Annotated in this window: 11 protein-coding genes; 9 read left to right on the top strand and 2 right to left on the bottom strand. The window is 70.7% G+C overall.

The features are described 5' to 3' along the window. The first annotated feature begins 364 nt into the window (after nt 1-364). The 6 genes from H7I41_RS25030 to H7I41_RS25005 all read left to right on the top strand — a co-directional run bounded on the left by H7I41_RS25030 (nt 365) and on the right by H7I41_RS25005 (nt 6227). Nucleotides 365-1237: a DMT family transporter gene (locus H7I41_RS25030; RefSeq protein ID WP_264015330.1), complete on the top strand. Its 873-nt coding sequence runs from the start codon at nt 365-367 to the stop codon at nt 1235-1237. A gap of 9 nt (nt 1238-1246) precedes the next feature. Continuing rightward, nucleotides 1247-1933, top strand: coding sequence for a class III extradiol ring-cleavage dioxygenase family protein (locus H7I41_RS25025; protein WP_264015329.1), 687 nt, complete (start codon nt 1247-1249; stop codon nt 1931-1933). Next, complete coding sequence (gene miaA, locus H7I41_RS25020) at nt 1930-2847, top strand: tRNA (adenosine(37)-N6)-dimethylallyltransferase MiaA (protein ID WP_264015328.1); 918 nt, start codon at nt 1930-1932, stop codon at nt 2845-2847. Before H7I41_RS25025 ends, miaA begins: the two co-directional genes overlap by 4 nt. A 144-nt stretch (nt 2848-2991) precedes the next feature. Continuing rightward, a complete protein-coding gene (gene dapF, locus H7I41_RS25015) occupies nt 2992-3864 on the top strand; it encodes a diaminopimelate epimerase (RefSeq protein WP_264015327.1) in 873 nt (290 codons plus the stop codon). 45 nt (nt 3865-3909) lie between these two features. Next, nucleotides 3910-5322 (top strand): GTPase HflX, encoded by a 1413-nt coding sequence (gene hflX / locus H7I41_RS25010; protein WP_264015326.1) that lies wholly within the window; start codon nt 3910-3912, stop codon nt 5320-5322. A 131-nt stretch (nt 5323-5453) separates the two neighbouring features. Next, nucleotides 5454-6227 (top strand): alpha/beta fold hydrolase, encoded by a 774-nt coding sequence (locus H7I41_RS25005; protein WP_264015325.1) that lies wholly within the window; start codon nt 5454-5456, stop codon nt 6225-6227. A 48-nt stretch (nt 6228-6275) separates the two neighbouring features. Here H7I41_RS25005 and H7I41_RS25000 read toward each other — a convergent pair whose 3' ends face one another. Then, a complete protein-coding gene (locus H7I41_RS25000; RefSeq protein WP_264015324.1) occupies nt 6276-8576 on the bottom strand; it encodes a molybdopterin-dependent oxidoreductase in 2301 nt (766 codons plus the stop codon). 101 nt (nt 8577-8677) lie between these two features. Between H7I41_RS25000 and H7I41_RS24995 the strand changes: the two genes are divergently transcribed. Next, nucleotides 8678-9850 carry an acyl-CoA dehydrogenase family protein gene (locus H7I41_RS24995; RefSeq protein ID WP_264015323.1) on the top strand — a complete coding sequence of 391 codons (1173 nt, stop codon included), beginning with the start codon at nt 8678-8680 and terminating at the stop codon, nt 9848-9850. Between the two features lie 190 nt (nt 9851-10040). Further along, on the top strand, nt 10041-12029 hold the full coding sequence (locus H7I41_RS24990) for an LGFP repeat-containing protein (protein ID WP_264015322.1): 1989 nt from the start codon (nt 10041-10043) through the stop codon (nt 12027-12029). Between the two features lie 4 nt (nt 12030-12033). Here the strand turns inward: H7I41_RS24990 and lexA are convergent, their stop codons facing one another. Next, nucleotides 12034-12750 (bottom strand): transcriptional repressor LexA, encoded by a 717-nt coding sequence (gene lexA / locus H7I41_RS24985; protein WP_264015321.1) that lies wholly within the window; start codon nt 12748-12750, stop codon nt 12034-12036. Between the two features lie 223 nt (nt 12751-12973). On the opposite strand from lexA, the gene H7I41_RS24980 reads away from it, so the two are divergent. Further along, complete coding sequence (locus tag H7I41_RS24980; RefSeq protein WP_264015319.1) at nt 12974-13423, top strand: LysM peptidoglycan-binding domain-containing protein; 450 nt, start codon at nt 12974-12976, stop codon at nt 13421-13423. Nucleotides 13424-13468 lie beyond the last annotated feature (45 nt).

The following is a 13468-nucleotide window of genomic DNA, read 5'->3' as shown; positions in this document are numbered from 1 at the left end:
GCCGGCCGTGCCGCACCGGGCCTCGGCGCCGGTTTCGGGCCGGGCCGGGGCATCGGTGCCGGGGCCGGGGCCGCAGGCGTCGCTGCGTCCGCACCGGTGTCGGCCGGTGTGGTCACCTCACTGTCTGCCGGTCGATCGTCGTCGGATCCCGCACCGGGCTCACTGGTCGTCATATCGGTTCCTCGCACCTCCGCGCGGAAGATCCGCGCACTGCCGCGCGACGCGGCGCCTCGCATGTACCGACGTAATTGAAACAGGTCACCGCCCGTGATGCGCGCGCCTTGGCCTTCCCGGTTTGCAACCCACGCGCCTTCCTGGGCAGGCTCGACGCCACACGCGCACCCGGCAGGAAGGCATTACCGCGATGGCCAAGGCGGATATCGCCGCGCTGCTGGCACTCGGCGCCGCGCTGTTCATCGCGATTGGCGACGTCGTCCATCAGCGTTCGGCCCACGAGGTCACCGACGAACCGGTCAGCCACACCGGCCTGTTCCTGCGGCTGCTGCGGGACCGGCAGTGGTGGCTGGGCAGTGGGGTGTCGGCGGTGGGTTTCGCCCTGCAGGCCGCCGCCCTCGGCCTGGGCTCGGTGCTGCTGGTGCAGGCAGTCCTGGTCACCTCTCTGCTGTTCGCGCTGCCGATCAACGCCCGGCTCACCCACCGGCGGGTGACCCGCTGGGAGTGGCTGTGGGCAGCGCTGCTGGCCGGGGCGGTCGCGGTGATCGTCACCGTCGGCAATCCCACCGCCGGTCAGGCCCGGGCCTCGCTCGAGGTGTGGACGTCGGTGGCCGTGGTGCTCGGGCCCGCGCTGGTGCTGTGCGTGATTGGGGCCAGGATCTGGTCCGGGCCTGCGGCCGCCGTGCTGCTTGCGGTGGTGTCCGGAGCGCTGTGGGGGTTGTTCGCCGTGCTGACCAAGGGCGTGGTCGACCGCCTGGACGACGGTCTGCTCGCGGTGTTGCGGATGCCGGAGCTCTACGCCTGGGCGCTGGTGGCGGTGGCCGGGACCGCCTGGCAGCAGGCGTCGTTCCGGGCGGGCGCGTTGACCGCGTCGCTGCCCACCATGACGGTGACCGAACCGGTGGTGGCGTCGGTGCTCGGTGTCGTCGTACTCGGCGAGGCGCTGCGGCCGGGCGAGGCCGGCTGGTTCACGCTGATCGCCGCGGCGGCGGCGATGGTGGTGGCCACGGCGGCGCTGGCACGCGGAGAGGCGGCCGGCGCCGACACACCCGCCGGCCACTAGTTTGGTGGCGTGCTCACCGCCATCGCGATCGTGCCCTCGGCGCCGGTCATGGTGCCCCGGCTGGCGGGCGCCGCGGCCGCCGAGCTGACCGGCCTGCGCGACGCGGTGCTAACCGTCGCCGCGGCGCTGCCCGCCCGCTGGGTGGCCGTCGGCGCAGGCCCGCAGGACACGGTCATCGACGCCTCACAGGCGGGGACGTTCGCCGGATACGGCGCCGACGAGCGCGTGACGCTGTCACGGGGCGATGGCGCGTCGCCCGTCGACCTCCCGCTGTGCGCCCTGATCGCCGGCTGGATCCGCGGACAGGCCCAGCCCACCGCCACCGCACAGGCGCGGGTGTATGCGGCCGGCCTCGACGCCGGCGAGGCGATCGAGCGGGGCCGACGGTTGCGCGCCGAGCTGGACGCCGCCGACGAACAGGTCGGTGTGCTGGTCGTCGCCGACGGCGCGAACACGCTGACCCCGCCCGCCCCCGGCGGATACGACCCCGACTCGGTGGCCGTGCAGCAGGCGCTCGACGACGCACTGGCCGGCGGTGACGTCGCGGCGCTGCACGGGCTGCCGGACGCCGTCGTCGGCCGGGTCGCCTTTCAGGTGCTCGCGGGGGTTGCCGAACCCGCGCCGCGATCGGCCGAGGAGCTCTACCGCGGTGCGCCGTACGGAGTGGGGTACTTCGTCGGCCTGTGGACGCCGTGAGCGCTCGGCCGCTGGCGGTCATCGGGCCCACCGGCACCGGGAAGTCGGCGCTGGCATTGGCCGTCGCGGAGCGGATCGGCGGCGAGATCGTCAACGCCGACGCCATGCAGCTCTACCGCGGGATGGACATCGGCACGGCAAAGACGCCCGTGGCCGAGCGACGCGGGGTGCCGCATCACCAACTCGACGTGCTCGAGGTGACCGAGACAGCGACCGTCGCGCGGTATCAGGCCGCCGCGGCAGCCGACGTCGAGGCGATCGCGGCCCGCGGCGCGGTGCCGGTGATCGTCGGCGGGTCGATGCTCTACGTCCAGTCGCTGCTCGACGAGTGGTCCTTCCCGGCCACCGATCCGGCGGTGCGCGCCCGCTACGAGCAGCGGCTCGCCGACGCCGGGGTAGCCGCGCTGCACCGGGAGTTGGCGGCCGTCGACGCCGATGCCGCCGCGGCCATCCTGCCCACCGACGGGCGGCGCATCGTGCGTGCGCTGGAGGTGGTGGAGCTGACCGGCCGGCCGTTCGCGGCGTCGGCGCCCGCGATCGGCGCGCCGCCGCGCTGGGACACCGCGATCGTCGGGTTGGATTGGCCGACAACGGTTCTCGACGAGCGGCTGGCGCGGCGCACCGACATCATGTTCGCCGACGGCCTGGTCGGGGAGGTCGCCGCGCTGCTGGGTCGCGGACTGCGCGAGGGCGTCACCGCGGCCCGCGCGCTGGGCTACGCGCAGGTGATCGCCGACCTGGACGGCGGCGGCGACGGCGAGGCGGCCCGCGAACCGACCTTCGTCGGCACCCGGCGCTACGTCCGCAGGCAGCGCTCCTGGTTCCGCCGCGATCACCGCATCACGTGGCTGGACGGGGCCGCGACTGACAACGTGGAGCGGGCGCTTGCCGTTCGGCGGGCAGGAACGAAGTGACCGGGGGAATGAGGTCGGCGGGCAGGAACGAAGTGACCGGGGGAATCAGGTCGGCGGGCAGGAACGAAGTGACCGGGGGATCAGGCCGGCGGGCAGGAACGAAGTGACCGGGGGAGTGAGGATGGCGCCACGTATCCTGACCAGGTGAAGTTCGCCAAGGGGCACGGCACGCAGAACGACTTCGTCGTGCTGCCCGACCTCGACGCGCAGGTCGACCTGGCGCCCGCCGCGGTGGCTGCGCTCTGCGACCGCCGCCGCGGCCTCGGCGCCGACGGCGTGCTCCGCGTCACGACGGCAGGCGCTGCGCTGGCGGCAGGCGTGTTCGACCGGATTCCCGACGGGGTGGCCGAGGGCGACTGGTACATGGACTACCGCAACGCCGACGGCTCGATCGCCCAGATGTGCGGCAACGGTGTCCGGGTGTTCGCGCACTACCTGCGCGCCGCCGGACTGGAATCGCGTGACGAGTTCGTCGTCGGCTCGCTGGCCGGTCCACGACCGGTGGTGCTGCACGAGGTCGATCGGCTGTCAGCCGATGTGACGGTGGAGATGGGCAAGGCCAACCAGCTCGGGCCGGGCGCCGCCACCGTGGGCGGCCGGGTGTTCGAGGGCCTGGCGGTGGACGTCGGCAACCCCCACCTGGCCTGCGTCGACGCCGCCCTGACCGCCGGCGACCTCGCTGCACTCGACGTCGCCGCGCCGGTGGGTTTCGACGCCGCGCAGTTCCCGCAGGGCGTCAACGTCGAGGTGCTCACCGCGCCGGTCGACGGCGTGGTGTCGATGCGCGTGCACGAACGCGGGGTGGGGGAGACCCGGTCCTGCGGGACGGGCACCGTCGCGGCCGCCGTGGCCGCACTCGCACACGACGGCGCCCAGACCGGCCGGCTGACGGTCGTCGTCCCCGGTGGCAGCGTCGCCGTCACGGTGACCGAGGCGACCAGCTACCTGCGCGGACCGTCGGTGCTGCTGGCCGACGGGGAGCTCGCCGAGGAATGGTGGCGTTCCCATCTGCGTTAATCGAGGTGCATGACACATGGACTCCGTGCGAACCTTGATTCGCCTATGACGTATCCCGAACATTCCTCCCACGACATCCCGAGCACGGGTGAGCTCGCCCTGTCCGACCGCGCCTCGCTGCGCCGCGTCGCCGGGCTGTCCACCGAACTCACCGACGTCTCCGAGGTCGAGTACCGCCAACTGCGCCTGGAGCGGGTGGTGCTGGTCGGCGTGTGGACCGAGGGTAGTGCCGCCGACGCGGACGCCAGCCTCGCCGAACTCGCCGCGCTGGCCGAGACCGCCGGCTCCGAGGTGCTTGAAGGCATGATCCAGCGCCGTGACAAGCCCGACGCGGGCACCTACATCGGGTCCGGTAAAGCCCAGGAATTACGTGAGATCGTCGTGGCCACCGGTGCGGACACCGTCATCTGCGACGGTGAGCTGACCCCCGGCCAGCTGAACGCGCTGGAGAAGGCGGTCAAGGTCAAGGTGATCGACCGCACCGCGCTGATCCTCGACATCTTCGCCCAGCACGCGACCTCCGCGGAGGGCAAGGCGCAGGTGGCCTTCGCGCAGATGGAGTACATGCTGCCCCGGCTGCGCGGCTGGGGTGAGTCGATGTCCCGTCAGGGTGGCGGCGCGGGCGGCAGCGGCGGCGGCGTCGGCACCCGCGGTCCCGGTGAGACCAAGATCGAGACCGATCGCCGCCGGATCCGTGAGCGGATGTCGAAATTGCGTCGCGAGATCAAGGACATGAAGAAGATCCGCGACACCCAGCGCAGCGTCAGGCGACGCAGTGACGTCGCCGCGCTGGCGATCGTGGGCTACACCAACGCCGGTAAGTCAAGCCTGCTCAACGCGCTCACCGGCGCCGGTGTGCTGGTGGAGAACGCGCTGTTCGCGACCCTCGAACCGACCACGCGCCGAGGCGAATTCGACGACGGACGGCCGTTCGTGCTGACCGACACCGTCGGTTTCGTCCGGCATCTGCCCACCCAGCTGGTGGAGGCTTTCCGCTCCACACTGGAGGAGGTCGTGGACGCCGACCTGCTGGTCCACGTAATCGACGGGTCCGACGTCAACCCGCTGGCACAGGTCAACGCCGTGCGGCAGGTGATCAACGACGTCGCGGCCGACTACGACATGGCGCCGCCGCCCGAACTCGTGGTGGTCAACAAGGTCGACGCCGCGAGCGGGCTGATGCTGGCCCAGCTGCGCAGCGCGCTGCCCGGTGCGGTGTTCGTCTCGGCGCGCACCGGCGAGGGTCTCGACCGGCTGCGCACGCGGATGGCCGAACTGGTGGAGCCCACCGACGTCGTCATTGACGTCACGGTGCCCTACGACCGCGGCGATCTCGTCGCCCGCATCCACGCCGACGGCAGGGTGGACGCCACGGAGCACACCGAGCAGGGCACCCGCATCAAGGCCAGGGTTCCGGTCGCGCTGTCGGCAGGCCTGCGGGACTTCGCGACCTACTAGGCACGTCAGGCCGTTAGCATCGGCGAATGGCGAAGCTCGAGCCGTTCCGCACGCCAGCCTCCCGTGCGCAGTTCATCGCGAAGTACGATGCGATTCTGCGTGATTGGCCCGTTCCGTTCGAAGAGCGAGACGTGTCAACCGGTTTCGGCACCACCCACGTCATCGTCAGCGGCCCCGAAGCAGCCCCGCCGCTGGTCCTGCTGCACGGCGCCGCGGCGACGGCCGTGATGTGGGCACCGGTGATCGAGGCGCTCAGCGCGGATCACCGCTGCCATTGCGTGGACACGATCACCGAAGCGAACAAGAGCGTGGCGTCGCGGCGGGCCCGCGGTGTGCCGGACCTGACGACCTGGCTGACCGAGGTGTTCGCGGGCCTGGGGATCGACAGCGCGATGGTGGCGGGCCTGTCCTACGGCGGCTGGCTGGCTGCGAACCTCGCTGTGCGGGAACCGAAACTGATCGAGCGGATGGTGCTGGTCTGCCCGGCGGCCACGCTCGCGCCACTGCCCGCCGAGTTCTACATGCGGATGTTCACCTCGGGACTGCTGCGGTCACCCGTGCGGGCACGACGATTCGTGAGGTGGATGTCGAGCACACCGGAGGTGATGTCTCACCCGACGGCCGAGCTGATCGTGTCGAACCTGCTGTCCGCTCGCATTCTGCGCCCCGAGGTCACGCTACCCACCGTGCTCACCGACGACGAACTCCGCCGGATCGGTGCGCCCACCACCGTGGTGATCGGAGACCAGGAGGTGATCTACCGGACCGGCCCGCGATCAGCGCTCGACCGTGCCGAGGCATTGATCCCCGACCTGCGGACGGTGTCGATCCCGGGCGCCAATCACATGCTGACCGTGGACGCCCCGTCGAGGCTGGCCGCCGAGTTGCGGACCGCGCTGGCCTAGTTCAACGGCGAGCAGACGTGAATTGTCTGCGACACGCCGCGTCGGGCATCACTTTGCGTCTGCTCGCGGGTGGAGCATCGGTGGCTCGTGGGCCCGCACGGGTGGCGGTGTGCCGCGGTACTTCTCGACCTCGACCAGCACATGCGCCCCGGTGCAGCCCTGCGCCAGTGACGACGTCCCGACGTCTTCGGTGAGCACATTCGGATTGCCGTGCACGCACATTGATTCCGGGTCCGCCGGATCGGCCGGGTCGTACCACGCCCCGGTCGGCAGCTGCACCACCTGGGGGCGCAGCCGGTCGTCGACCACGATGCCGGCCAGGCACGCGCCGCGGTCGTTGAACACCCGTGCGACGTCACCGCCGGCCAGTCCGCGGGCCGCCGCATCGGCGGGGTGCATCCGGATCGCCTCACGCCCGGCCACTTTCGCGGCCTGACTGGTGGCGCCGCCGTCGAGTTGTCCGTGCAGCCGCGCCGCCGGCTGGTTGGCCAGCAGGTGCAGCGGGTAGCGGTGCGCGCGGTCACCGCCCAGCCACTCGGTGGGCTCGTACCACCGGGGATGGCCTGCGCAGTCGGCGTAGCCGAACCGGTCGATGTCGGCGGAGAAGATCTCGATCAGCCCGCTCGGTGTGCCCAGCCGGTGTGCCCGCGGATCGGCACGGAAGTCCGCCAGCAGCGTCAGCCCGTCGTCGGTCGGCAACCGGAGCCGGCCCGCATGCCAGAACTCCTCGAACGGCGGCACGTCGAAATCCAGTGCTGCCGACCACTTCTCGTAGAGATGCGCCAGCCACTGTCGTGCGGTACGGCCCTCGGTGAACTGCTCGCCGAAGCCGAGGCGGTCGGCCAGCGCGGCGAACGTCGTGTAGTCGTCGCGGGACTGTGCGTAGGGTTCGGCGAGCTTCGGCATCGCCATCAGCATCGGGTCGTTGCGGGACCCCGAGTAGTCGTCGCGTTCGAACGCGGTGGTCGACGGGATGACGATGTCGGCGTGTCGGGCCATCGCCGTCCAATAGGGCTCGTGCACCACCACGGTCTCGGGACGGCCGAGCGCACGGCGCAACCGGCCGATGTCCTGGTGGTGGTGGAACGGGTTGCCGCCGGCCCAGTACACCAGCCTGATGTCGGGATAGGTGAGCCGCAGCCCGTTGTAGTCGAATCCCTCTCCCGGATGCAGCAGCATGTCGCTGACGGCGGCGACCGGGATGAACGTGCGCACCGGGTTGAGGCCCTGCGGCAGCTTCGGCAGACCGCAGCGCAGCGGCGGCAGGCCCGGTTCGTTCATCGATCCGTAGCCGTGACCGAAACCGCCTCCGGGCAGGCCGATCTGGCCCAGCATCGCGGCGAGCGTCAATCCCATCCACGGCGCCTGTTCGCCGTGCCGGATCCGCTGCAGTGACCAGCTGACCGTGACCATCGTCCGGGCGGCCGCCATCCGGCGGGCCAGCGCGGTCAGCTCGGCGGCGGGCAGTCCACAGATCGCCGACGCCCACCCCGGGGTCTTGGGCGTCGCATCGTCGACGCCGAGCAGATAGCGCTCGAAACGGTCGTAGCCGGTGCAGTACCGGTGCAGGAAGTCACGGTCGGCCAGATCCTCGGTCGCCAGGACGTAGGCCAGGGCCAGCATGATCGCCACGTCGGTGCCGGGCACCGGCGCATGCCACTCGCACTCGCCTTCGACGTCATCGCGCAACGGCGAGAACGAGACGATCTGCGCGCCGCGTTCCCGCATGCGGCGCAACGCATCTCGTGCCGGGTGAGCGGTGGTGCCGCCGTGGTTGATCGCGGTGTTCTTCAGTGCAATCCCGCCGAAGCACACCATCAGGTCGGTGTGGGCGACCATCACCTCCCAGTCGGTGGACCGCTTGAAGAGGTTGTCATGGGTGCCGACCACCCGCGGCATGATGACCCCGGTGGCGCCGAGGCTGTAGGAGTGCCGCGAGAACGTGTAGCCGCCGAGCAGTTTGAGGAAGCGGTGCACCTGGCTCTGCGCGTGGTGGAACCGGCCCGCGCTGGCCCAGCCGTAGGAGCCGCCGTAGATCGCCTCGTTGCCGTGGGTGTCGACGACCCGGCGCAGTTCGCCGGCCAGCAGCTCCGTCAGCTCCCCCCAGCCGACAGCGACGAACTCGTCGGCGCCGCGCAGCGTCGTCGGTCCTGGGCCGTCGCGCAGCCATCCGCGGCGCACGGCCGGGGTGGCGATCCGCGAACGGTGCCGGATGGAGCCGGGCAGGTTGCCGAGCAGTGGTGAGGGATCCGCATCGCCTGCAAGGGGGGTGACCGCGGCGATGTCGCCGGCGCGGATGTCCGCGGCGAAGCCGCCCCAGTGGGTGAGGCTGGTGGGGCGGGTGCGCACGGTGTCGAGTTTATGACCAGACCGCCGGTGCGCGGGCGACCAACCATCCGGTTGGTATATGTTGGCCGCATCCCCGACACCCAGTACCGGAGGTATCACCTATGGGTTCGTCCAGCTCCACGGCCGTCAAGTACGAACGCACCCTCTTCGAGCCCGAACACGACCTGTTCCGGGAGTCCTACAGGGGGTTCCTGGAACGGCACGTGGCGCCGCACCACGACCAGTGGGAAAAGGACAAGATCGTCGACCGGGGCATCTGGCTGGAGGCGGGCAAGCAGGGCTTCCTGGGCATGGCCGTGCCCGAGGAGTACGGCGGCGGCGGTGATGCGGACTTCCGCTACAACGTCATCATCGACGAGGAGACCGTCGCGGGCCGGTACAGCGGGCTGGGCTTCACCCTGCACAGTGACGTGGTGGCGCCCTACCTGCTCCGGTTGGGCACCGAGGAGCAGAAGCAGCGCTGGCTGCCCGGGTTCTGCAGCGGCGAGCTGATCTCTGCGATTGCGATGACCGAACCGGGCACCGGCAGCGATCTTCAGGGCATCAAGACCCGCGCGGTCAAGGACGGTGACTCCTGGGTGCTCAACGGTTCCAAGACCTTCATCACCAACGGCATCCACGCCGACCTGGTGATCGTGGTCGCCCAGACCGATCCGGACAAGGGCGCCCTGGGTTTCTCCCTGCTGGTGGTCGAGCGCGGCATGGCGGGCTTCGAACGCGGTCGTCACCTGGACAAGATCGGCATGGACGCCCAAGACACCGCGGAACTGTCGTTCACCGACGTTCGGGTGCCTGCCGAGAATCTGCTCGGCGAGGAGGGGCAGGGTTTCGTCTACCTGATGCAGAACCTGCCGCAGGAACGCCTCTCGATCGCCGTGGTCGCCGCAGGCGCGATGGAGGCGGTGCTCGAGCAGACGCTGCAGTACACGAAGGAGCGCAAGGCCTTCGGCAAGCCGGTCGGCAGCTTCCAGAACAGCCGGTTCCTGCTCGCCGAACTGGCCACCGAGGCCACCGCGGTGCGGATCATGGTCGACGAGTTCATCCGGTTGCACCTCGACGAGAAGCTCACCGTCGAACAGGCCGCGATGGCCAAGTGGTACACGACCGAGAAGCAGGTCCATCTGATCGACCGGTGCCTGCAACTCCACGGCGGTTACGGATACATGCGGGAGTACCCGATCGCCCGGGCGTACCTGGATTCGCGCGTGCAGACGATCTACGGCGGTACCACCGAGATCATGAAGGAGATCATCGGCCGCAGCCTGGGGGTGTAGCCACCACCTGCGGTTTTGGTGTCACGAGGGGCGGCGCGCCGCGCGCGGGAGGCCAACCAGCCGCGGGTGGCACGGTTTGCGGGGTATTTTCCCTCAGATCGGTCTGATGCTTTCTCGTCCGACGTCATCTGACGCCTCGTCGGCGAAAGCGCTACGTTCGGGGAAGTTTGCCGGACCACGGGGAGGTTGGATGAGCGGGCGGCGCACATTGCTGAGGGCGGCGATGAGGCGCGCAGCGGTGGGGCTGGCGGTGCTGGCCGTCGCGGTGGCGCCGGCACCACTCGCGTGGGCGACACCGGAGAGCGACGCCGACGGCGCGATCACCGCCGCGTATGACGCCAGTGGCGGACCGGCCGGTCCACTCGGCCCGCGTGACGGCGGCGTCTACCCGGTCGGCGCCGGCTTCGCGCAGAACTTCGCCGCGGGCAAGATGTTCTTCACCCCGCAGACGGGGGCTCATTTCACCCAGGGCGCGATCCTGGAGAAATACGAGTCGCTCGGCGGGCCCGCCGACGGCGACCTGGGGTTCCCGACCATCGACGAACAACCCGGCCGGGTCAGCCCGGAGAGCCGCAACACCACCTTCAGCGCCGCTGACCGACCGGTCATCTTCTGGACGCCGGCCACCGGCGCGCGGGTGGTCCGCGGCGCCGTCAACGCGGCGTGGGACAAGCTCGGCGGCTCCGCGGGGCCGCTCGGGGTGCCCGCCGAGGACGAGGTCTACCGCGGCGACCAGGTGTCGCAGAAGTTCACCGGCGGGGAACTGACGTGGAACCGCAAGACCAAGGCCTACACCACCGTGCCGCCAGACCTCGCCGGGCAGCTGGCCGGTCTCGAGGTGCCGGAGGACGCGACGTCGGCCATCAACGCCGCGCGCCGTGCCGCGGGCGGCCCGCTGGGCCCGCTGGGCGCCAAGGAGGGCGAGCAGTACCCGATCGGCGCCGACGGTGTCGGGCAGAACTTCGCCGGCGGCAAGATCTTCTACACCCCGGCCACGGGTGCCAACGTCGTGTCGGGACAGGTGCTCGACAAGTACGAGAGTGTCGGCGGGCCGGAGGGCGACCTCGGCTTCCCGACGAGCAACGAGGCGGACGGCGGCCTCGGCGTCAACAGCCGGGTCAGCACCTTCGCCGCCGAGGACAAGCCGGTCATCTACTGGACCCCCGACTACGGGCCGGTGATCGTGCGCGGAGCGATGAACGCCGCATGGTCGAAGCTCGGTGGCGCGACCGGCGACCTCGGCGCGCCGATGGCCGACCAGAGCGAGAACGGCGAGGTCGTCACGCAGCGGTTCAGCGGCGGCGCGCTGTCGTGGGATCGCAGCACAGGCAAGTTCAGCACCGAACCGGCGGGGCTGGCCTCCCAGTTGGCCGGTCTCGAGGTGCCGGGACAGCAGCAGCCCGAGACGTCGGCCGACTCGCAGGCCTCCGACACCGACGCCAAGCGGTGGTTCGAGCGGCCATGGGACCAGTGGAATCCGTGGTGGCTGCTGGCGCTGATCCCGATCCTCGTGCTGGTCGGCCTGATCGCCGGCGCGGTGGTGCTCAGCCGCAGGCGCGGGCGGCGCGACGACGGGCGCGGTGACGACGGACCGTTCGGCGCTCCGGGTGACGGTTGGTATGACGACCTCGACCACGACCGCCTGCATGACGAAGGTGCGCACGGCGAGCCACCCGGCGACGAGCCGCACCGCTACAGCGATCCGCGGTACACGGGCCACGACGAAGGTGGCGAGCACGGCGTCGCACCGGAATCGGCAGGACCGGAGAGTCCGTGGGATCCGCGGGTGGCGCAGCCGCCGGGGGCCGAGTCGTCGTTCGTCGACCCGCCGACGGCGGCGCCGGCGGCGGCCGCAATGGCGGCGGGGGCGCCGGTATTCGATGTGCAGGACAACTCCGACGACGTCGACACGACGCCGACGCGGGTGGAGGTGGTGGACGAGACGCCGAGCGGCAGGCACGCGGCGATCGACATCGACGAGCCGACGCCCGGACGCACCGCGATCCATCTGCCGCTCGACGACTCGAACGATCCGCCGGAGGGCTACCCGATCAAGGCCGACACCCGGTCCGGGCTGTACTGGTCGCCGGACAGCCCGGACTACGGCGACACGGTCGCCGAACTCTGGTTCGCCAGCGAAGAATTCGCCCGCACGAACGGGTTCGTCAGAGCGGACTGAGCCGTCAGATCTTGCGGATGACGGTGACCACCTTGCCGAGCACCGCCGCGTCGTTGCCCGGGATCGGGTCGAACGCCGGATTGTGCGGCATCAGCCAGACCTGTCCGCGGGTGCGCTTGAAGGTCTTGACGGTCGCTTCGCCGTCGATCATCGCAGCGACGATGTCGCCGTTGTCGGCGACGTTCTGCTGACGCACGACCACCCAGTCGCCGTCGCAGATCGCCGCGTCCACCATCGATTCGCCGACCACCTTGAGCAGGAACAACGATCCCTCACCGACGAGTTCACGGGGCAGCGGGAAGACATCCTCGACGGCCTCCTCGGCCAGGATGGGACCGCCGGCCGCGATGCGGCCCAGCACCGGGACGTACGTCGGCTCCGGCAGTGTGTCGGAGCCGGCGACATCGGTGGTGACCACCGGGGTGACGTGATCGTCGGAGGCCCGAACGTCGACCGCGCGCGGCCGGTTCGGGTCGCGGCGCAGATAGCCCTTGCGCTCGAGCGTGCGCAGCTGGTGGGCGACCGATGACGTCGACGTCAGGCCGACGGCGTCACCGATCTCGCGGATGCTCGGCGGGTAGCCGCGGCTGGTGACCGAGGCCCGGATCACGTCGAGAATGGTGCTCTGGCGTTCGGTGAGGGCGTTGTCGGAGCTGCGCCGCCCGCCGGTGCTCGCCGGTGCGCTGCCGCCGTCGCCGATGTCCCTGCTGTCGTCGCTCATGGTGCCGAATGTAGTCGCCCGACGGCCGATGATCAAACATGTGTTCGAGGCGTGTCGCGGGATCCTGGCGCCGCCCGAGGCGTCGCCGGCGGTCCCGGGGGACTTGTCGGTGGGCTGCTCTATCGTTTCGCAACAGTTCGATCACATGTTCTATCCATCGAACACCTGAGCGAGTATGTTTCGAACACAGTAGCGAACGACCACCGGCGGAGAGGGCAGGCAGATGACGATCGTGGAACCCCGGCAGAGTGAGATTCGACCGGTCACCCGGCCCGTGCGCCGGCCGGCGCAGGCCCGCAGGCGGCCGCAGTCCACCCGCCCCGGCGGGCGGCCCGTCCAGTACCGCGGGACGGGCGTGCTCGTGTCGCGGGCGTCGCACCGGCGCAGGCCGATCACCCCGTTGGCGACAGTGGGCCTCGCCCTGGTCGCTGCGGCGATCACGGTGTGGCTGGGCGTGGTGGCGCAGCTCGGTGGGGTGGTCGGCACGCCCGCGCAGGTGCCGGCCGAGCTGGCGGTGGTGCAGGTCCAGACCGGTGAGTCGCTGCAGCAGGTCGCGCAGCGGGTCGCGCCCGAGGCGCCGGTCGCGGCGGTCGTCGATCGCATCCGTGAACTCAACGAGCTGGACTCGGCGGCGGTCGACGCGGGCCAGACGCTGATCGCCCCAGTGGGCTGACCGGCATCGTGGGCGATGAATCGCCGTACTGCGCAAGGGGAGTGG

Origin of the sequence: [Mycobacterium] manitobense, assembly GCF_025821665.1 — a bacterium.
Taxonomy (GTDB): domain Bacteria; phylum Actinomycetota; class Actinomycetes; order Mycobacteriales; family Mycobacteriaceae; genus Mycobacterium; species Mycobacterium arseniciresistens.
The sequence above is the reverse complement of the archived record's forward strand: the minus strand, read 5'-3'. Positions and strand labels throughout refer to the sequence as shown.

What these genes read in the sequence shown, in the direction of transcription:
- H7I41_RS25030 (WP_264015330.1), top strand. Translation starts at nt 365, where the DNA reads ATGGCCAAGGCGGATATCGCCGCGCTGCTGGCACTCGGCGCCGCGCTG.
- hflX (WP_264015326.1), top strand. Translation starts at nt 3,910, where the DNA reads ATGACGTATCCCGAACATTCCTCCCACGACATCCCGAGCACGGGTGAG.
- H7I41_RS24995 (WP_264015323.1), top strand. Translation starts at nt 8,678, where the DNA reads ATGGGTTCGTCCAGCTCCACGGCCGTCAAGTACGAACGCACCCTCTTC.
- H7I41_RS24990 (WP_264015322.1), top strand. Translation starts at nt 10,041, where the DNA reads ATGAGCGGGCGGCGCACATTGCTGAGGGCGGCGATGAGGCGCGCAGCG.
- lexA (WP_264015321.1), bottom strand. Translation starts at nt 12,750, where the DNA reads ATGAGCGACGACAGCAGGGACATCGGCGACGGCGGCAGCGCACCGGCG.
- H7I41_RS24980 (WP_264015319.1), top strand. Translation starts at nt 12,974, where the DNA reads ATGACGATCGTGGAACCCCGGCAGAGTGAGATTCGACCGGTCACCCGG.